This window comes from Pseudomonas sp. Z4-20 (assembly GCF_051131955.1).
In the GTDB taxonomy this organism is placed as follows: domain Bacteria; phylum Pseudomonadota; class Gammaproteobacteria; order Pseudomonadales; family Pseudomonadaceae; genus Aquipseudomonas; species Aquipseudomonas marvdashtae.
Genome location: NZ_CP071641.1, coordinates 1,599,133 through 1,618,230 on the forward strand (window position 1 = coordinate 1,599,133; position 19,098 = coordinate 1,618,230).

Here is a 19,098-nt window from a genome sequence, read left to right on the forward strand (position 1 = left end):
CACATGTTGACTCAGTCTTGGCGTCTTGCCAGTATTGCATATCGCCAATTTGGCGATACATTTCTGGATTCATATTTTTCTAACGATCAGCCGCACTTGTGGCGAGGGAGCTTGCTCCCGCTCGAGTGCGCAGCGCTCGCAGGCTTTTAGGGCTGCTTCGCGGCCCAGCGGGAGCAAGCTCCCTCGCCACAAGTGCGCTACACGTAAGCCACGTGTTGGTCGTTGGACTGGGTCAGGGCTCATCAGGCGCAACTGCTGGAGGATTGGCAACGATGCTACCCATGAAACGACCGCGGCTATTGGCCGTGCAGCCTTTATTACCGTGCATTCTCGAACTGACTTTTATCGATGGTCAGCAACTGACGCTGGACCTGAGCGCCGATGTGCAACATTTTCCGGGCCTGCGACCTTTGCTGGAGGAGGGCGCGTTTGAAGGCGCGGTGCTGGGTGACGACGGCTGGAGCGTCGAATGGCGGGCGCTGGATATTCAGATCGGCGCCGACACTTTGTACCTGGATGCGCTGGCGCAGAACGCCGAGGATGAAAACACCCGCATCTTCATCAGTTGGCGCGCCCGCACAGGCCTGCCGTTGAACCAGGCGGCCGAAGCGCTGGGGGTCAGCGCCCGTAGCATCAGTCGCTACAGCAGCGGTCGCGAAGCGGTGCCGCGTTCGCTGGCCCTGGCGTGCCTGGGCTGGGACTCGCTGCAGCGCGCACCAGCCGTAGCGGCGGCGGAACAGACCGGCCGTTATACCGTCACCGGCAAGGGTTAATCCTTGGAGGGCGGCGGTTGCTCGTAGCGGGTATTGAATGCCTGGACAAAACCATTGCGCAGGATCTGCAGGAAGGCTTCGAATGCACCAATGTCCTGTTGGTGGACGTTGCCGCTGAGTTCCACGCGGGTGGCAAACTGGTTTTTGCGCTGGTTCTTGAGGGCCGTTTCACCCCCTCCGACCAACGCTTCCCAGACGGAGCGGAAGATATTCTTGTTCTGGTTTTCCACGTCCTGCTGCCAGTCGAACACATCCACATCGCGCAGCAGCGGCTTGATATAGCCGCTGAGCTTGGCGTTGTTGGCTTCGGCTTCGACCACCAGGTCGCCGTGGCCGGCGTTGAAGTCAAACTTGCCGTAGGCCGCGGCGAAGTCGTTCAGGCGTTTGAGCTCGATGTTCCTGGCCCGCAGGCGGAAATCGAAGTCCTCGAAGTCGCTCAGCGGGTCGAAGGTGGCCTGGACTTCCAGGGGCGCATGTTCGGCGACAAGGGCCTTGCCCTCGAAGCGAGCGTCGCGCTTGCCTTCGGTGTCGACCACGTTGGTCAGGTTATGGAAAGTGGCGTTCACGTTGGTGGCCCGAAGGTTCACCGGCGGCTTGGAGTTGAAGTTGCGGAAGGTCACCTTGCCATCGTTGATCCGCACCTCGTTGAGGGTGATGGGCATCAACTTGCTCAACTGCTCGCGCCAGTTGGTGCCTTGACCGGTCTGTGAGTTTTGCCGGTTGGCGCCACCGTCGACGAAGTTCACTTCGGGATGGGCGAACTCCACCTCGGCCACGACCGCGTGGTCATGCCACAGTGAGTGCCAGCTCACGGACAAATCGACCAGTGGCGCGTCGACGAACGGCACCGGGACCTTGCCGTCAACCTTGACGATTCGCAGGCCATTGATCCGATAGGCGCCGCGCCAGAGGGCCAAGTCGACATCGGTCACTTGGCCACGGTAACTGCCCATGTCGGCCAGTTTGTCGTTCAGGTAGTTGCGCACCAGGTGAGGCAAGGCGAAATGCAAGGCCACCAGTAGCGCAACGATGGCGACGAAGGCCCACAGTGGCCAGCTGTATCGACGCTTCATGTCAGTAGTCTCCGTTGTTAAACCATTGACCGTTGTCACAGCGCGAACGTTCGCTGCAACTGGACGCCCTTGGGCAACAGGCTTACCTTAAAGCGCTAAATTCCTCTGCATTAAGGACCCGGTCATGAGTCGTATATACGCTGACAACGCCCATTCCATCGGCAATACGCCGCTGGTGCAGATCAACCGCATCGCCCCTCGTGGTGTGACCATCCTGGCCAAGATCGAAGGACGCAACCCGGGTTATTCGGTCAAGTGCCGGATCGGCGCTAACATGATCTGGGACGCTGAAAGCTCGGGCAAACTCAAGCCTGGCATGACCATCGTCGAGCCAACCTCGGGCAACACCGGTATCGGCCTGGCGTTCGTGGCGGCTGCCCGTGGCTACAAACTGATGCTGACCATGCCGGCGTCCATGAGCATCGAGCGGCGCAAGGTGCTCAAGGCCTTGGGCGCGGAACTGGTGCTCACCGAGCCGGCCAAGGGCATGAAAGGCGCCATCGAGAAAGCCGCCGAAATCCTGGCCAGCGACCCGTCGAAATACTTCATGCCGCAGCAGTTCGATAACCCGGCCAACCCGGCCATCCACGAGAAAACCACCGGTCCGGAAATCTGGAACGACACCGATGGCGCCGTCGATGTGCTGGTCGCGGGCGTGGGGACCGGCGGAACCATTACCGGCGTTTCGCGGTATATCAAGAACACCTGCGGCAAACCGATCCTGTCCGTGGCGGTAGAGCCCGAAGCGTCGCCGGTGATTACCCAACGGATGGCGGGGCAGGAGATCAAGCCCAGTCCTCACAAAATCCAGGGGATCGGTGCGGGTTTCGTACCGAAGAACCTCGATCTGTCGATCGTGGACCAGGTCGAACGGGTCACCGACGATGAGTCCAAGGCCATGGCCCTGCGCTTGATGCAGGAAGAGGGGATTCTCTGCGGCATCTCCTGCGGCGCGGCGATGGCAGTGGCTGTGCGCCTGGCGGAAAAACCGGAAATGCAGGGCAAGACGATCGTCGTGATCCTGCCGGATTCGGGCGAACGCTACCTGTCGAGCATGCTGTTCAGCGACTTGTTTACCGAGCAGGAGACGCAGCAGTAACCGAACATCACGACGTTGGTAATGATTGTCGATGCTTCAGCCAAGGTTCAGGTGGCGCCTGTTAAAAGTGTTTATTGCGCTTTACTCAATAGAGAATGTTACGTCAGATGGTTTTTACCCGGGCCATGAGTATTTAGCATGGCCCTCGGCTACGTCGGGCAGTTGGCGTTGCGTAAGTGGTTTCTACAAGGAGCTGTTCCATGACCATTTCGTTTGTTGCCAAGGCCTCGGTGTTGCTGCTGTTTCTGGGCAGTACGCTTTATGTGCATTTGCGTGGCAAGGCGCGTTTGCCGGTGTTGCGCCAGTTCGTCAATCACTCTGCGTTGTTCGCCCCCTACAACGCCTTGATGTACCTGTTTTCCGGCGTGCCTGCCAGGCCGTACCTGGATCGCAGCAAGTTCCCTGAACTGGATGTGCTCAAGGACAACTGGCAGGTGATCCGCGACGAAGCCATGCACCTGTTCGACGAGGGCTACATCCGCGCCGCGGAGAAAAACAACGACGCTGGTTTCGGTTCGTTCTTCAAGAAGGGCTGGAAGCGTTTTTACCTCAAGTGGTACGACAAACCGCTGCCTTCGGCAGAGCTGTTGTGCCCCAGAACCGTCGAGCTGGTAAATCGCATCCCCAACGTGCGAGGCGCGATGTTCGCGCTGCTGCCGGGCGACAGCCACCTCAATCCTCATCGCGATCCGTTCGCCGGGTCGCTGCGTTATCACTTGGGGCTGTCCACGCCCAATTCCGACGATTGCCGGATCATCGTCGACGGGCAGATCTATGTCTGGCGCGACGGCGAAGACGTCATGTTCGATGAAACCTATGTGCACTGGGTCAAGAACGAAACACCCGAGACTCGCGTGATCCTCTTCTGTGATGTCGAGCGGCCCCTGAGAAATCCGTTGATGACGCGCTTCAACCGCACCATCAGCGCCTTCCTCGGACGCGCCACCGCACCGCAGAACCTGGACGATGAGCACGTCGGCGGCATCAACCGAGCCTATGCTTGGAGCAAATCGTTCAGCGACGCCATCAGTGGCCGGGTCAAGCAATTCAAGCGCAAGCACCCCAAGGCCTATCGGGTGATGCGGCCCGTGCTGGCGGTGGCCGTGTTGACGGCGCTGGGGTATTGGTTGTTCGTTTAAACATTGCGTAGCTCATGGGGCGCTGGTTATAGTCAGCGTTCTCCGGGTTTTCGAACCCGCCTTCCAAGAGATCGGCTCATGCCTGCATTCCCTTTCACCGCGGTTGTGGTTCCAGCGTTCAACGCTGGCGTCGTGCCGTGCGGGAATCCGCCGCCTGAGCAGATCGGTCAATACCCCCCACCTGTCAGTTGCTCTGCGGTGTACGCCTGCGTATCTCCGCCGGGTGTTGGCATCCAGGGCTGATCGGCGACGGTTGCCGTTCCCTGTGCCCGCCTGAAAAAACGACTGGATTTCAGCTTCGGCTGAGTTGGCTTTTTGCCTGACTACAGGTGGTTTTCATGTTTCCCTTTTCCAAAAACGCCTTATTGGCGACGGCTTCCACGAGCCTGTTCGTTTTGCTGTGGAGCAGCGGGGCGATCTTTTCAAAACTGGGCCTGGCCCACGCGTCACCCTTCGCTTTCCTGCTGATCCGTTTTGCTATCGCGTTGTGCGCGTTGGTGCTGTTGATCCCCTTGCTGAAATTCAAGCTGCCCCGGGCCGGCAAGCCGATGCTGTACGCGGCGGCGACCGGCTTGGTGTTGTTGGGGGCCTATCAGATTTTTTATCTGCTGGCGCTGCAGCTGAACGTTACCCCCGGCGTGATGGCTACGCTGATGGGCGTGCAGCCGATCCTCACCGTGGTGCTCATGGAGCGCCAACGGTCCTGGCAACGGATGTTCGGCTTGGCGCTGGGCTTGGTTGGACTGGTGATGGTGGTGTACCAAGGCATCGGCCTGGCGGGCATGTCCCTGGCGGGCATGCTCTGCGGGTTGCTGGCGCTGGTGAGCATGACGGCGGGTTCGATCATGCAGAAGCGCATCACCGACAATCCGCTCGGCACCCTGCCGGTGCAATACCTGGCCGGGCTCATCCTGTGCGCGGTGTTCGTGCCGTTCCAGTCGTTTCACTTCGAACACAGCATGGGTTTCATCGTGCCGGTGCTGTGGATGGGGTTGGTGGTATCGGTGCTGGCGACCTTGCTGCTGTATCGGCTTATCGCCCGGGGCAATCTGGTCAACGTGACCAGTCTGTTCTACCTGGTGCCGGCGGTGACAGCGATCATGGACTACTTGGTATTTGGCAACCGGCTGGCGTTGTTGAGCTTGCTGGGGATGGTGCTGATTATCATCGGGTTGGTGTTTGTGTTTCGTAAGAGTCGCTAGCTGATTCCTGGCGGACCAATGCCATCGCGAGCCTGCTCGCGATGGCATTTTCAGGTTCGCCGAAAGATTAGCGGGCAGCAACCTCAATCGGTTTCGCCGCTCCAGGCTTGAGCACCAGCCACAACGCCGCGGCAATCAACACTCCGCCATACAGGTGCGCCATTCCCAACGGTTCATCCAACAACAGCGCCCCCCACAGCACGCCGAATGGCGGGATCAGGAAGGTCACGGTCATGGACTTGACCGGGCCGATGGAACTGAGCAGGCGGAAATAAAGAATGTACGCCAGCGCCGTGCACACCAGTCCCAATCCCAGCAGCGACAGCCAGACGCTCCAGCCGCCCCAACTGGCCGGTGGTTGGCTGATGACGCTGTAGCCAAACAGCGGCAGCAGAAAAACCGTGGCGCCAAACATGCTGCCCAAAGCCGACAAGCGACTGTCCAGCCCGCCTTGGTGATCGAGCCAGCGACGGGTGAGGAAACCGGCAAAACCGTAGCAGGTGGTGGCGAGCAGGCAGGCGAGGGCGCCCATCAGCAATTGCAGGTCGAAGGCCACCGGGCCGGCGCCGGTCAGGATGCCGACGCCGAAGAGCCCGAGGAACACACCACTGACCTTGGCCAGGGTCAGTTTTTCACTGAAGAACAACCCGCCGATCAACACCCCCATCAGCGGTGTGGTGGCATTGAAGATCGCCGAGTAGCCGGCCGGCAGGACTTGCGCGGCCAGGGAGTAAAAGGTCGCCGGGATGCCGGAGTTGATCAGGCCCAGCACCATCACGATTTTCAGTTTGCCGCGGAAATTCCAATCGATACGCATCAGCGCGAGGATCACCAGCAGTCCGACGAAGGCGATGGACACGCGAAAAAACGCCGTGGGAATCGTGCCAATCACTGGGGCAATAATGCGCATGAAAAGGAAACTCGCCCCCCAGATGGCGGCCAGTGATAGCAAACGCAAGATATCGACGGGGTTCACGGGGATTTCCTTCCTTGATGGGGTCGCAAGTGTCGCCGCCCCCAAGACCAATGGCAATGGTTGCGTTGCCGCGCAATTGGCCTCTAAGCTCAGTCGCCAATAACAAGCATGACCCGCCGAGGTTTTCCCTATGTCGCAGCCATGGCCCGCCACCGATATCGCCCGTTCGATCCTCGACGGCTTCGACGATTATCGTGAGCATTTCCGGCAGATCACCGACGGTGCCCGCGCCCGGTTCGAGCAAGCGCGGTGGCAAGAGGCGCAGACGGCTTCGGCGGCGCGCATCAGCTTGTACGAAGAAAAAGTCTTCGAAACCGTGGCCAGGCTGCGCGAGGCCTTCGCTGCCGAAGCCCTGATGGATGTCGGCTGCTGGCCCCTGGTGAAAAGCGCCTATATCAGCCTGATCGACCTGCGCTTCGACGATGAGCTGTCCGAGACTTGGTACAACTCGATCTTTTGTGGCCTGTTCAGTCATGACCTGATCAGCGACGGCACGATGTTCATCCACACGACCCGGCCGAGCCTGCGTCGTGCCCGCGCCGCCCAGACTCGTACCTATAGACCCGAAGGGCAGCTGGACAAGATGCTGGCGCAGATGTTCGCCGATTATCGCTTCAGCGAAGACTACGCCGACCTGCCTGGTGACCTGAAACGCCTCGAAACCCAACTGCGCGAGAACCTGCCGGACTGGGTCTGCAAAGACCCCGAGCTGACAGTGGAATTGTTCTCCTCGGTGCTTTATCGCAACAAGGGCGCTTACCTGGTGGGGCGCATCTACACCCGGGACGAGCAATGGCCGCTGGTGATTCCTTTGCTGCACCGCGAGGGTCGGGGCATCCAGATCGACGCGCTGATCACCGATGAGGCGCAGGTGTCGATCATCTTTTCCTTCACCCGTTCGTACTTCATGGTGGACGTGCCGGTGCCAGCGGAATTCGTCGGTTTTCTCAAGCGCATCCTGCCGGGCAAGCACGTTGCCGAGCTGTACACATCCATCGGCTTCTACAAGCATGGCAAGTCGGAGTTCTACCGGGCCTTGATCAATCACCTGGCGAACACCGACGACCAATTCATCATGGCACCGGGCGTGCGCGGCATGGTCATGAGCGTGTTTACCTTGCCGGGCTTCAACACCGTGTTCAAGATCATCAAGGACCGGTTCTCGCCGTCGAAAAACGTCGACCGAGCCACGGTCATCGAGAAATACCGGCTGGTAAAAAGCGTCGACCGGGTCGGGCGCATGGCCGATACCCAGGAGTTCGCCGACTTCCGCTTTCCCTTGAGCAAGTTCGAGCCAGCGTGCCTGGAGGAACTGCTGGAGGTGGCACCGTCCACGGTGTCGGTGGACGGCGACACGGTGTTGGTCCGCCACTGTTGGACTGAACGCCGGATGACGCCGCTGAACCTTTACCTTGAAAACGCCAACGAAGCCCAGGTGCGCGAGGCGCTGGAGGATTATGGTCTGGCGATCAAGCAGTTGGCGGCCGCCAACATCTTCCCTGGCGACATGTTGCTCAAGAACTTCGGCGTGACCCGCCATGGCCGCGTGGTGTTCTACGATTACGACGAAATCTGCTTCCTCACCGAAGCCAACTTTCGCCACATCCCCCAGCCGCGCACGCCGGAAGACGAAATGGCGTCCGAGCCCTGGTATTCCATCGGGCCGCTGGATGTCTTCCCCGAGGAATTCCCCCCCTTCCTGTTCGCCGATGCCGGACAGCGCAAGCTGTTCGATCAGTTGCATGGCGAACTGTACAACGCCGACTACTGGAAAAGCCTGCAAGAGGCGATTCGGGCAGGGAAGGTGATCGACGTGTTCCCGTATCGGCGCAGGGGATAGGGGCAGCTTCGAGCTTCAAGCTTCAAGCTGCAAGTTCGAGTTTCAGGCCAGTGCCGCTTGCAACTTGCAGCTTGCAGCTTGAAACTTGCCGCTGCTCCTATTCCCCTTGCGTACGTGATGACTGACCAAGCCCCCGCTATCGACAAACTGTTGAAAAACCTCGATCACGCCATGCTCGCCGACCGTAACCGGTTGCGGCGGCAGTTGTTCGAGCTGCGCAAGAAGCCCGACGAGGCCAAGCTGGCCCAGTGGGTGGCGCGCATGCAAGCGTCGTGCGACCAGGTGTTGGCGCGCAAGGCGAGCCTGCCGCTGATCCGCTACGACGACAATCTGCCGATCGCCGCCAAGCGCGACGAAATCAAGGAGGCGCTGCTCAAGCACCAGGTGTTGATCATCGCCGGCGAGACCGGCTCGGGTAAGACCACCCAGTTGCCGAAGATCTGCCTGGAAATCGGTCGCGGCCAGCATGGCTTGATCGGCCACACCCAGCCGCGCCGGATCGCTGCCCGCAGCGTCGCGAGCCGCGTGGCCGAGGAGCTGGGCACTCCGTTGGGCGCGCTGGTCGGTTATCAAGTGCGGTTCGAGGACCAGAGCGACGCCAATACCCTCATCAAGTTGATGACCGACGGCATCCTGCTGGCCGAAACCCAGAACGACCGCTACCTCGAGCGCTACGACACGATCATCGTCGACGAAGCCCACGAACGCAGCCTCAACATCGACTTCCTGCTTGGCTACCTCAAGACCCTGCTGCCGCGCCGTCCGGACCTGAAGGTCATCATCACCTCGGCGACCATTGACCTGGAGCGTTTCTCCAAGCATTTCGATGACGCGCCGATCGTCGAGGTCTCCGGTCGCACCTTCCCGGTGGAAACCTGGTATCGCCCGCTGACCCTGGAGCAGGACGAGGAGGGCAATCGGGTCGAGGACGACTTGACCGTCGACCAGGCGATCCTCGCCACCCTCGATGAAATCGCCGCCTACGAACGTAGCGAGCGCCGCAGCCCTGGCGATGTGCTGGTGTTCCTGCCGGGCGAGCGGGAGATTCGTGACGCGGCGGAAATGCTGCGCAAGGCCCAGCTCAAGCACACCGAGATCCTGCCGTTGTATGCACGCCTGTCGCCGGCCGAGCAACAGCGGATTTTCCAGTCCCACCCAGGTCGCCGTGTAGTGCTGGCGACCAACGTGGCGGAAACCTCGCTGACCGTGCCGGGGATCCGCTACGTGATCGACAGCGGCACCGCGCGCATCAGTCGCTACAGCTATCGCGCCAAGGTCCAGCGCCTGCCCATCGAAGCGATTTCCCAGGCCAGCGCCAACCAGCGCAAGGGCCGTTGTGGCCGGGTCGAGCCGGGGATCTGCATTCGACTGTACAGCGAAGAAGATTTCCTCGGCCGGCCGGAATTCACCGACCCGGAGATCCTGCGTACCAACCTGGCGGCGGTGATCCTTCAGATGCTGCACCTGCGCCTCGGCGAGATAACGGACTTCCCGTTCATCGAGCCGCCGGACGGCAAGGCCATCAGCGACGGTTTCAATCTGCTGCAAGAGCTCTCGGCGGTGGACCGCAACAGCCAATTGACGCCGTTGGGTCGGCAGTTGGCGCGGCTGCCGGTGGACCCGCGCATGGGCCGCATGCTGCTGGAAGCGGCAAAACTGGGCAGCCTCCAGGAAGTGCTGATCGTTGCCAGCGCCATGTCGATCCAGGACCCGCGCGAGCGCCCGCCGGAACGCCAGCAAGCGGCCGACCAGGCCCACGCCCAATGGAAAGATGCCGACTCGGACTTCGCCGGGCTGGTCAATCTATGGCGCGGTTTTGAAGAGCAGCGCCAGGCCCTGACCGCCAGCCCGCTGCGCAACTGGTGCCGCAAGAACTTCCTCAATTACCTGCGGCTGCGTGAGTGGCGCGATTCCCATCGTCAGTTGAGCCTGATCTGCCGCGACATGCAGCTGAGCCTCAATAAAGACCCGGCCGACTACCCGAAACTGCACAAAGCGGTGCTCTCGGGCCTGCTGAGCCAGATCGGCCAGAAAACCGAGGACGGCGATTACCTCGGTGCGCGTCAACGGCGTTTCTGGGTCCACCCGTCGTCAGGCCTCGGCAAGAAGCGTCCGCAGTGGCTGATGACCGCCGAGTTGGTGGAAACCACCAAGTTGTACGCGCGCATGGTGGCGAAAATCGAACCGGACTGGATCGAACCGCTGGCCGGGCACCTGATCAAGAAAAACCACTTCGAACCCCATTGGGAGAAGAAGCGCGGGCAAGTGGTGGCCTACGAGCAGATCACCCTGTTCGGGCTCATCGTCGTCGGTCGCCGGCCCGTGCACTACGGGCCGGTGGACCCGGTGGTGTCCCGCGAGCTGTTCATCCGTGAAGCGCTGGTGCGCGGCGAGATCCAGTCCAAGGCCAAGTGCCTGAGCGCCAACACCCGCCTGCTGGAACAACTCGACGAACTGGAAGCCAAGGCGCGCCGGCGTGACATCCTGGCGGACGAGGAAACCCTCTTCGCGTTCTACGATGCGCGCCTGCCCGCGGAGATCCACCAGACCGCGACCTTTGATAGTTGGTATCGGATCAACAGCCAGAAAGATCCGCAATTGCTGATCATGCGCGAAGAAGACGTGCTGGCCCGCGAAGCCAGCGAGGTCACGGCCACGCAGTACCCCGACACTTTGCGCGTCGGCGAGCTGACCTTGCCGTTGAGCTACCACTTCGAGCCCAACCACCCGCGCGACGGTGTGACCTTGCGTGTGCCGGCGCCACTGCTGCCGATGTTGCCGCCGGAGCGCCTGGAGTGGCTGGTGCCGGGGATGATCGAAGCCAAGTGCATTGCCCTGGTGCGCAACCTGCCCAAGGCCTTGCGCAAGAATTTCGTGCCGGTGCCGGATTTCGTCAAGGCCGCGCTGCAACGCATGACGTTCGCCGAGGGCTCGTTGCCCCAGGCGCTGGGCCGCGAGTTGTTGCGCATGACCGGCGCGCGGGTCAGTGACGAAGCCTGGGCCGAAGCGGCGCAGCAGGTGGAGAGCCACCTGCGCATGAACCTGGAAATCGTCGACGGCCAGGGCAAGTTCCTCGGCGAAGGCCGTGACCTGGCCGAGCTGACCGCCCGCTTTGCCGAAGCCAGCCAGGCCGCGTTGGCCGTACCGCAAACGGCGAAAAGCCAGGCGCCGGTGGAGGCGAAAGTCTTTGCGCCGGTCGCGGAGAAAACCCAGCAGAAGATCGCCGGGTTGTCGATGACGGTGTATCCGGCGCTGGTGGAAGAGGGCGGTGTGGTCAAGGAAGGGCGCTTCCCGACGCCGGCCGAAGCCGAGTTCCAGCACCGTCGCGCCTTGCAGCGCTTGCTGATGCAGCAACTGGCCGAACCGGCAAAGTTCCTCCGAGGCAAGCTACCGGGCTTGACGGAGCTGGGCCTGCTGTACCGTGACTTGGGCCGCGTCGACGGCCTCGTGGAAGACATCCTGTTGGCGAGCCTCGACAGCTGCGTGCTCGAAGGCGAGCCGAGCCTGCCCCGTGACGGCGCCGCACTGGCGGCCTTGGCCGAGCGCAAGCGCGGCGGCTGGACCGAGCACGCCGAACGCTTGGCGAAGCTGACGCTGGACATCCTCAAGCTCTGGCACGGCCTGCAAAAACGCTTCAAAGGCAAGATCGACCTGGCCCAGGCCGTGGCCCTCAACGATATCAAACAGCAGCTCAGCCACTTGGTGTACCCGGGCTTCGTACGCGAAACCCCGCATCAGTGGCTCAAGGAACTGCCGCGCTACCTCAAGGCCGTCGAGCAACGCTTCGAGAAACTCGGCAGCCAGGTGCAGAAAGACCGGGTCTGGAGTGGTGAGCTGTCCAACCTCTGGGCGCAATACCAGGCTCGCGCGAGCAAACATGCCCAGGAGGGCAAGCGCGATCCGCAGTTGGAGTTGTATCGCTGGTGGCTGGAAGAATATCGGGTGTCGCTGTTCGCCCAGCAACTGGGCACCAAGGTGCCGATTTCCGACAAGCGCCTGAGCAAACAGTGGGGACAGGTGGACGCTTGACCGTCCGGCTCCTGTGTTGTGTCTTCAGCAACGGAGAATGGGCCAAACGCCAGCGTTTATGGCAAACTTCGCGCCTATAAATGCCGGTCCCGTGGTCTTGCGCTTCAAGACCACGGGCGGATCGGAATAAAGCGATGCCTGGGCTGCTTCCCCTGGATGGGAAAAGTCCCTTTGTGTGTTGGTACGTCGGTGCCAATACTTTCTGCCTGAACAGATCAGAGACACGACCATGCATAACGTCGTCATCAGCGGCACCGGCCTGTACACCCCGGCCAACAGCATCTCCAACGAAGAGCTGGTGCAGTCTTTCAATACCTATGTCGCGCAGTTCAACGCCGACAACGCCGAGGCCATCGAGCGCGGCGAAGTCCAAGCATTGACCGAATCCAACGCGGCGTTCATCGAAAAGGCTTCGGGCATCAAGAGCCGTTTCGTGATGGACAAGGAGGGCATCCTCGATCCGCAACGCATGACGCCGCGCCTGCCTGAGCGTTCCAATGACGAGTGGTCGGTGCTCTGCGAAATGGCCGTAGGCGCCGCGAAACAGGCCCTTGAACGCGCCGGTCGCAGCGCCGCTGACATCGACGGCGTGATCGTCGCCTGTTCCAACCTGCAGCGGCCTTATCCGGCCATTGCCATCGAAGTCCAGGAAGCCCTGGGCATCGAAGGGTTCGGTTTCGACATGAACGTGGCCTGTTCCTCGGCGACGTTCGGCATCCAGTCCGCCGCCAACAGCGTGCAACTGGGCCAGGCCCGGGCGATCCTGATGGTCAACCCGGAAGTCTGCACCGGGCACCTGAATTTCCGTGACCGCGACAGTCATTTCATCTTCGGCGACGCGGCCACGGCGGTGATCATCGAGCGGGCCGACCAGGCGACATCGCCGTACCAGTTCGATGTGGTCAGCACCAAGCTGCTCACCAAGTTCTCCAACAACATCCGCAACAACTTCGGCTTCCTCAACCGCGCAGCGGAGGAGGGCGTCGGCACGCGAGACAAGCTGTTTGTCCAGGAAGGCCGCAAGGTGTTCCGCGACGTTTGTCCGATGGTGGCGGAACTGGTCGGCGCTCATTTGGCAGAAAATCAGCTGAACGTCGGCGAAGTGAGGCGTTTCTGGCTGCATCAGGCCAACTTGAGCATGAACCAGCTGATCGTGCGCAAACTGCTGGGACGCGAGGCCACCGAGGAAGAAGCCCCGGTGATTCTCGACCGCTACGCCAACACCAGCTCGGCCGGTTCCGTGATTGCATTCCACATGTATCAGGATGACTTGCCCAGCGGCTCGGTGGCAGTGCTCAGCTCGTTTGGCGCCGGCTACTCGATTGGCAGCGTGATCCTGCGCAAGCGTTGATTTGTCCTGATTGATTTCCCGTGGCGAGGGAGCTTGCTCCCGCTGGGCTGCGCAGCAGCCCCCTGCGTCCTATCTGATGCATTGCGGTGCCAGATAAAGTTTGGGGCTGCTATGCAGCCCAGCGGGAGCAAGCTCCCTCGCCACGAAAGCAGCTTGATCGCTGCTTCACCGCTCTAGCTTGCCGCTTGCAGCTTGCCTCTCGAAGCTGCCTCATTTGTTATTCCGATTCGAAGTAAAAAGTTCCGCTGTCATAAAATCTTTATGTGATAGCAACTTGCCTGACACACCCCGTCGCCAAGATCCCCTCCCAACACCAGCGGGCCCAGTTCCGCGTGTTTTCTAACGCATAGACTACCAACTAGGGGAATTCTTCGATGATCCGTAAGCACTTCGCAGGTGTTGCCGCCAGCGCACTGGCAATGGCAGTAACCGCCCAGGCTTTCGCCGGCACCGTCACCACCGATGGCGCCGATATCGTGGTCAAGACCAAGGGCGGCCTTGAGGTCGCTACCACTGACAAAGAGTTCAGCTTCAAGCTCGGCGGTCGTTTGCAGGCTGACTACAGTCAGTTCGACGGGATCTACACCGACAATGGCAATTCGGCAGACGCCGCCTATTTCCGTCGTGCTTTCTTGGAACTGTCCGGCGTGCTGTACACGGATTGGGCATACACCATCAACTACGACATGTCCCATAACACCGGCGATTCCGATAACGGCTACTTCGACGAGGCGTCTCTGGCCTATAACGGTTTCAAACCGGTTTCCATCAAGGTTGGCCGTTTTGACCCAGACTTTGGCCTTGAAAAAGCCACCAGCTCCAAATGGGTCACCGCGCCTGAGCGAAACTCCGCCTACGATCTGGTCGATTGGGCCATGGACAAGCAGAACGGTATGGGTATCCAGGCATCCAGCACTTTCGCTGATTCGTTCTATGCTTCGGCCGGCGTGTTCAGCAAGGACAATGACGATGCTGACGGCGACAGCGTCAAGCAAGTCAACGGTCGTTTTGTATTCGCGCCGATGCACGAAGCCGGCAACGTGCTGCACTTCGGTTTGAGCGTGGCCTCCCGTGACGTCTCCGACACTGCGTTCGATGCTCGTTATCGCTCCCGCCTGGGCATGCGTGGCGTTGAAACCCTGGGCGGCAACGATGCCGGTCCTAACGGCAACCGTCCGGTCCTGGGCGGCGCGAACAACTCGCCGGCCGGTTCGTACGACACTGACACCGCCTTCGGCCTGGAAGCCGCTTTCGCTATGGGGCCAGCGTCGATCCAGGGTGAATACATCTCGCGCAAGACCAAGGCTGACAGCGACGCCTTCGAAGACCTCAAGGGCCACGGCTTCTACGTCCAGGGTGCCTACACCCTCACCGGCGAGTCCCGTGGTTATAAAGTCGGCAAGTTTGACGCGATCAAGCCACAGAACAAATCCATCGGTGCCTGGGAAGTGTTCTACCGCTACGACAGCATGACCGTCGAAGACGACAACATCACCACTGCCTCGGCGACCCGCGAAGTGGGCGATGCCGAAGCCAAGGTGCACAATCTAGGTGTGAACTGGTACGCCAACGAAGCGGTGAAAATCACCGGTGCCTACGTCAAGGCCAAGACCGACAAGGTCACCAACGTCAACGGCGATGACGACGGCGATGGTTTTGTTGTCCGCGCTCAGTACGTGTTCTAAATCGCTTTGACTTGATACACCGCTGCACTTTCATCCGTTATGCTCCTTTGAACCCCGCCTCTGGCGGGGTTTTTTTATGCCCGACCGGCCTGGATCGGCGATACTCGGGTAATCCGCCGCCTGGATATCGAGGAACTGCATGCCGCTTCACGTCCTGGACAGTCTGTCCGCCATCGCGCCACATGAGTGGGACGCGCTGGTGCCCGCCAATCAACCTTTCCTGCGCCACGCCTTTCTAAGCGCCCTCGAAGACAGCGCCAGCCTGGGCGCGCATTCCGGCTGGCAGCCCGAGCACCTGTTGCACATGAAAGACGGACGGCTGCTGGCGGCCTTGCCCAGTTATCGCAAATGGCATTCCTACGGTGAGTATGTGTTCGATCACGGCTGGGCCGATGCCTGCGCCCGGGCCGGCATCGAGTATTATCCCAAGCTGTTGACGGCGGTGCCGTTCAGCCCGGTCAGCGGTCCGCGGTTGTTGGCGGCGTGTGTGGAGGATGGCTTGGAATTGCTCGGTAGCCTGCCGGGTTATCTGGAAATCGAAGCGCTCTCCAGCGCCCACATCAACTTCACCGATCCTTTCACCGACGCGGCGCTGGCTGGGCAGGAGGGCTGGCTGCAGCGGATCGGTTGTCAATACCACTGGCAGAATCGCGGTTACCGGGACTTCCAGGATTTCCTCGATGCGCTCAGTTCCCGCAAGCGCAAGCAGATGCGCAAGGAACGCGAGCAGGTGGCAGGGCAGGGCATAGAATTCGAGTGGCTTGAAGGCCATCAACTGGACGAGGCGCAGTGGGATTTTGTCTACGCCTGCTACGCCAACACCTACGCGGTGCGACGGCAGGCGCCGTACCTGACCCGGGCGTTTTTCAGCCTGTTGGCCGAGCGCATGCCTGAGGCCATTCGCGTGGTCCTGGCCAAGCAAGGTTCACGGCCGGTGGCGATGGCGTTCAGCCTGGTGGGTGGCGACAGCTTTTATGGGCGGTACTGGGGATGCCTGGCGGAGTTCGACCGCCTGCACTTCGAAACCTGTTTCTACCAAGGCATGGACTATGCGATCGCCAACGGTCTGCAGCGCTTTGACGCCGGGGCCCAGGGCGAGCACAAATTGATTCGCGGGTTCGAGCCGGTGATTACCCGCTCGTGGCACTACTTGCGCCATCCGGGCCTGAAAGCGGCGGTGGCGGATTTTCTCGCGCGCGAGCACGAGGGCGTGCTGGCGTATGCCGAAGAGGCGAAAGCAGCACTGCCTTATCGGCAGTGCTGAGGTTGCTAATGGTCACTACAAAACCTTGTGGCGAGGGAGCTTGCTCCCGCTGGGCTGCGCAGCAGCCCCAATAAGGCTGGTGTCCAACCCATTTATTGTGTTGGAGCCTAGATTTTTGGGGGCGCTTCGCACCCCAGCGGGAGCAAGCTCCCTCGCCACGGGTTCTTCATCACCTGGCCCGGTCAGTCGATCCCCACGAATCCACCCGTCTGGTGCTGCCAAAGCCGCGCATACAACCCACCATGGGCCAGCAGTTCGGCATGGCTGCCGGTCTCGGCGATGCGGCCGTTTTCCAGCACCACCAGGCGATCCATCCGGGCGATGGTCGAGAGGCGGTGGGCGATGGCGATCACGGTCTTGCCTTGCATCAGCGTCTCGAGGCTTTCCTGGATCGCCGCCTCGACTTCCGAGTCCAGCGCGGAAGTCGCTTCGTCCATGATCAGGATCGGCGCGTCCTTGAGCAGTACCCGGGCGATGGCAATGCGTTGGCGCTGGCCGCCGGAGAGTTTGACGCCGCGTTCACCCACATGAGCGTCGAAACCGCTGCGGCCTTCGGCGTCCGATAGCAGCGGGATGAACTGATCGGCACGGGCCTTGTGCACCGCTTCCCACAGTTGTGCATCGGTCGCGTCGGGCTTGCCGTAAAGCAGGTTATCGCGAATCGAACGGTGCAGCAGTGAGGTGTCCTGCGTGATCATGCCGATGCGCTCGCGCAGGCTTTCCTGGCCGACGTGGGCGATGTCCTGGCCGTCGATGAGGATGCGCCCGCCTTGTACGTCGTAGAGGCGCAGCAGCAGGTTCACCAGCGTCGACTTGCCCGCACCGGACGGGCCGATCAGGCCGATTTTCTCGCCCGGCTTGATGATCAGGTTCAGGTCGCCGATGACGCCGCTTTTCTTGCCGTAATGGAAATCCACATGCTCGAAACGCACCTCGCCCTGGGCCACGGCCAGCGGCTTGGCCTCGTCGCGGTCGGTGACGCTGACGGGCTGGGAGATGGTCTGCAAGCCATCCTGGACCATGCCGATGTTTTCGAAGATGCCGGTGACCACCCACATGATCCAGCCGGACATGTTGACGATGCGAATCACCAGGCCGGTGGCCAGCGCAATGGCACCGACGCTGATCAACGATTGCGTCCACAGCCACAGCGCCAGGGCGGTGGTGCCGACGATCAGCAGCCCGTTCATGCTGGTGATGACGACGTCCATGCTGGTCACCACACGGCCGGCCAGCTGAGCCTTTTCAGTTTGCTCCTCGATGGCTTCGCGCGCGTATTGCTGTTCGAAGTTGGTGTGGGCGAACAGCTTCAGAGTGGTGATATTGGTATAGCCATCGACAATCCGCCCCATGAGCTTGGAGCGGGCATCGGAGGAGACCACGGAGCGTTCCTTGACCCGAGGCACGAAATAGCAGAGCGCGCCGATGTAGCTGGCGATCCACATCAGCAGCGGGATCATCAGGCGCCAATCGGCTTCGGCAAACAGCACCAGCGAGCTGATCGCATAGATCAGCACGTGCCACAACGCATCCACCGCCTGCACCGCCGAGTCGCGTAGCGAGTTACCGGTCTGCATGATGCGCTGGGCGATGCGCCCGGCGAAGTCGTTCTGGAAGAAGTTCAGGCTCTGCTTGAGCACGTAGCTGTGGTTTTGCCAGCGGATCAGGCTGGTCATGCTGGGGCTCAGGGTCTGGTGCACCAAGAGGTCATGCAGGGCCACGAAGATCGGCCGGAACACCAGCGCCACCACGGCCATCCAAGCCAGCTCCACGCCGTGGAGCTTGAAGAAGTCTGCGCTGGGCGTGGCCTGGGTCAGGTCGATGATGCGACTCAGGTAGCTGAACAGCGCGACTTCTATCAGCGCGCCGATCAGGCCCACCAGCAGCAGCGCGGCGAAGCTGGGCCAGACCTGTTTCAGATAATAGGTATAGAAGGGCAGGACGCGGTTCGGCGGGGCCGAGGTCGGCGCATCGCGGAAAATGTCGATCAGTTTTTCAAAACGGCGGTAAACCATGGGGTGCATAGCCCGGGCGGGGGCTCTCCTTTTTTGCGGTAAGCGGCGCGGGGTTGCCGGCGCCGCTCAAGCTTGCCCTGTGCGTTTAGTCGATGCGCTTGGCCGACTTGATGATCACAGGATCGATCGGCACGTTTTGCATGCCTTGCTTGGTGGTGGTCTGGGAGTTGACGATGACGTCCACCACGTCCATGCCCTTGACCACTTTGGCGAACACCGCGTAGCCGGCGTCGCGGCCCGGATCGAGGAACGCGTTGTCAGCCACGTTGATGAAGAATTGGCTGGTGGCCGAATCGGGATTGGAAGTGCGGGCCATCGACAGGGTTCCGCGAACGTTGTGCAAGCCGTTGCTGGCTTCGTTCTTGATCGGCGCCTTGGTGTCTTTCTGTTGCATCTGCTGGGTAAAGCCGCCGCCCTGGGCCATGAAGCCTGGGATCACGCGGTGGAAAATCGTGTTGTTGTAGAAGCCGCTGTCAACGTACTCAAGGAAATTCTTGGTACTGATGGGCGCCTTGACCGGGTCCAGTTCGATTTCGATCTGGCCGTTGGTGGTATCCAGCAAGACGTGTGGCGCCTTGGCTGGTTGCGCGGCCATCAGGTTGGCGGCAAACAGGACGGAGCCGGCGGCGAGGGCGATTTTTTTCAGCATGGG

The 19,098-nt window shown here is 61.0% G+C and carries 13 protein-coding genes; 9 read left to right on the plus strand and 4 right to left on the minus strand.

All coding sequences use genetic code 11. The features are described from left to right. The first annotated feature begins 272 nt into the window (after positions 1 to 272). A complete protein-coding gene (locus J3P82_RS07470) occupies positions 273 to 773 on the plus strand; it encodes a hypothetical protein (protein WP_434561898.1) in 501 nt (166 codons plus the stop codon). On the opposite strand, the gene J3P82_RS07475 is transcribed toward J3P82_RS07470, so the two are convergent. After that, positions 770 to 1,846, minus strand: coding sequence for a DUF748 domain-containing protein (locus J3P82_RS07475; RefSeq protein WP_434561900.1), 1,077 nt, complete (start codon positions 1,844 to 1,846; stop codon positions 770 to 772). The two genes, J3P82_RS07470 and J3P82_RS07475, sit on opposite strands and share 4 nt — an antisense overlap. 124 nt (positions 1,847 to 1,970) lie before the next feature. On the opposite strand from J3P82_RS07475, the gene cysK reads away from it, so the two are divergent. The 3 genes from cysK to J3P82_RS07490 all read left to right on the plus strand — a co-directional run bounded on the left by cysK (position 1,971) and on the right by J3P82_RS07490 (position 5,286). Then, positions 1,971 to 2,945: a cysteine synthase A gene (gene cysK / locus J3P82_RS07480; RefSeq protein WP_434561902.1), complete on the plus strand. Its 975-nt coding sequence runs from the start codon at positions 1,971 to 1,973 to the stop codon at positions 2,943 to 2,945. Positions 2,946 to 3,145: 200 nt separating this feature from the next. Further along, the gene (locus J3P82_RS07485; protein ID WP_434561904.1) at positions 3,146 to 4,084 is read left to right on the plus strand and encodes an aspartyl/asparaginyl beta-hydroxylase domain-containing protein; all 939 of its coding nucleotides are present in this window, start codon (positions 3,146 to 3,148) and stop codon (positions 4,082 to 4,084) included. Positions 4,085 to 4,422: 338 nt separating this feature from the next. Continuing rightward, positions 4,423 to 5,286, plus strand: a complete 864-nt coding sequence (locus J3P82_RS07490; RefSeq protein ID WP_434561906.1) for a DMT family transporter — start codon at positions 4,423 to 4,425, stop codon at positions 5,284 to 5,286. Positions 5,287 to 5,353: 67 nt separating this feature from the next. Here the strand turns inward: J3P82_RS07490 and J3P82_RS07495 are convergent, their stop codons facing one another. Continuing rightward, positions 5,354 to 6,262: a DMT family transporter gene (locus J3P82_RS07495; RefSeq protein WP_434561908.1), complete on the minus strand. Its 909-nt coding sequence runs from the start codon at positions 6,260 to 6,262 to the stop codon at positions 5,354 to 5,356. A 130-nt stretch (positions 6,263 to 6,392) separates the two neighbouring features. Between J3P82_RS07495 and aceK the strand changes: the two genes are divergently transcribed. The 5 genes from aceK (at position 6,393) to J3P82_RS07520 (ending at position 16,431) form a co-directional block, all read left to right on the plus strand. Next, positions 6,393 to 8,102: a bifunctional isocitrate dehydrogenase kinase/phosphatase gene (aceK, locus tag J3P82_RS07500; protein ID WP_434561910.1), complete on the plus strand. Its 1,710-nt coding sequence runs from the start codon at positions 6,393 to 6,395 to the stop codon at positions 8,100 to 8,102. 117 nt (positions 8,103 to 8,219) lie between these two features. Next, positions 8,220 to 12,131 (plus strand): ATP-dependent RNA helicase HrpA, encoded by a 3,912-nt coding sequence (hrpA, locus tag J3P82_RS07505; protein WP_434561912.1) that lies wholly within the window; start codon positions 8,220 to 8,222, stop codon positions 12,129 to 12,131. Between the two features lie 229 nt (positions 12,132 to 12,360). Continuing rightward, on the plus strand, positions 12,361 to 13,482 hold the full coding sequence (locus J3P82_RS07510; protein ID WP_434561914.1) for a beta-ketoacyl-ACP synthase III: 1,122 nt from the start codon (positions 12,361 to 12,363) through the stop codon (positions 13,480 to 13,482). Between the two features lie 374 nt (positions 13,483 to 13,856). Next, entirely contained in the window at positions 13,857 to 15,167 is a 1,311-nt protein-coding gene (locus J3P82_RS07515; protein ID WP_434561916.1) for an OprO/OprP family phosphate-selective porin, read from the plus strand. Positions 15,168 to 15,306: 139 nt separating this feature from the next. Next, positions 15,307 to 16,431, plus strand: coding sequence for a GNAT family N-acetyltransferase (locus J3P82_RS07520; RefSeq protein ID WP_434561918.1), 1,125 nt, complete (start codon positions 15,307 to 15,309; stop codon positions 16,429 to 16,431). Positions 16,432 to 16,613: 182 nt separating this feature from the next. On the opposite strand, the gene J3P82_RS07525 is transcribed toward J3P82_RS07520, so the two are convergent. Both J3P82_RS07525 and J3P82_RS07530 read right to left on the minus strand, forming a co-directional pair. Then, positions 16,614 to 18,446 carry an ABC transporter ATP-binding protein gene (locus J3P82_RS07525; protein ID WP_434561920.1) on the minus strand — a complete coding sequence of 611 codons (1,833 nt, stop codon included), beginning with the start codon at positions 18,444 to 18,446 and terminating at the stop codon, positions 16,614 to 16,616. An 85-nt stretch (positions 18,447 to 18,531) separates the two neighbouring features. After that, positions 18,532 to 19,095 (minus strand): peptidylprolyl isomerase, encoded by a 564-nt coding sequence (locus J3P82_RS07530; RefSeq protein WP_434561922.1) that lies wholly within the window; start codon positions 19,093 to 19,095, stop codon positions 18,532 to 18,534. Positions 19,096 to 19,098: the final 3 nt, after the last annotated feature.

Excerpts from the sequence above, each read along its gene's own strand:
- J3P82_RS07470 (WP_434561898.1), top strand. The coding sequence starts at position 273 with ATGCTACCCATGAAACGACCGCGGCTATTGGCCGTGCAGCCTTTATTA.
- J3P82_RS07475 (WP_434561900.1), bottom strand. The coding sequence starts at position 1,846 with ATGAAGCGTCGATACAGCTGGCCACTGTGGGCCTTCGTCGCCATCGTT.
- cysK (WP_434561902.1), top strand. The coding sequence starts at position 1,971 with ATGAGTCGTATATACGCTGACAACGCCCATTCCATCGGCAATACGCCG.
- J3P82_RS07485 (WP_434561904.1), top strand. The coding sequence starts at position 3,146 with ATGACCATTTCGTTTGTTGCCAAGGCCTCGGTGTTGCTGCTGTTTCTG.
- J3P82_RS07490 (WP_434561906.1), top strand. The coding sequence starts at position 4,423 with ATGTTTCCCTTTTCCAAAAACGCCTTATTGGCGACGGCTTCCACGAGC.
- aceK (WP_434561910.1), top strand. The coding sequence starts at position 6,393 with ATGTCGCAGCCATGGCCCGCCACCGATATCGCCCGTTCGATCCTCGAC.
- hrpA (WP_434561912.1), top strand. The coding sequence starts at position 8,220 with ATGACTGACCAAGCCCCCGCTATCGACAAACTGTTGAAAAACCTCGAT.
- J3P82_RS07510 (WP_434561914.1), top strand. The coding sequence starts at position 12,361 with ATGCATAACGTCGTCATCAGCGGCACCGGCCTGTACACCCCGGCCAAC.
- J3P82_RS07515 (WP_434561916.1), top strand. The coding sequence starts at position 13,857 with ATGATCCGTAAGCACTTCGCAGGTGTTGCCGCCAGCGCACTGGCAATG.
- J3P82_RS07520 (WP_434561918.1), top strand. The coding sequence starts at position 15,307 with ATGCCGCTTCACGTCCTGGACAGTCTGTCCGCCATCGCGCCACATGAG.
- J3P82_RS07525 (WP_434561920.1), bottom strand. The coding sequence starts at position 18,446 with ATGGTTTACCGCCGTTTTGAAAAACTGATCGACATTTTCCGCGATGCG.
- J3P82_RS07530 (WP_434561922.1), bottom strand. The coding sequence starts at position 19,095 with ATGCTGAAAAAAATCGCCCTCGCCGCCGGCTCCGTCCTGTTTGCCGCC.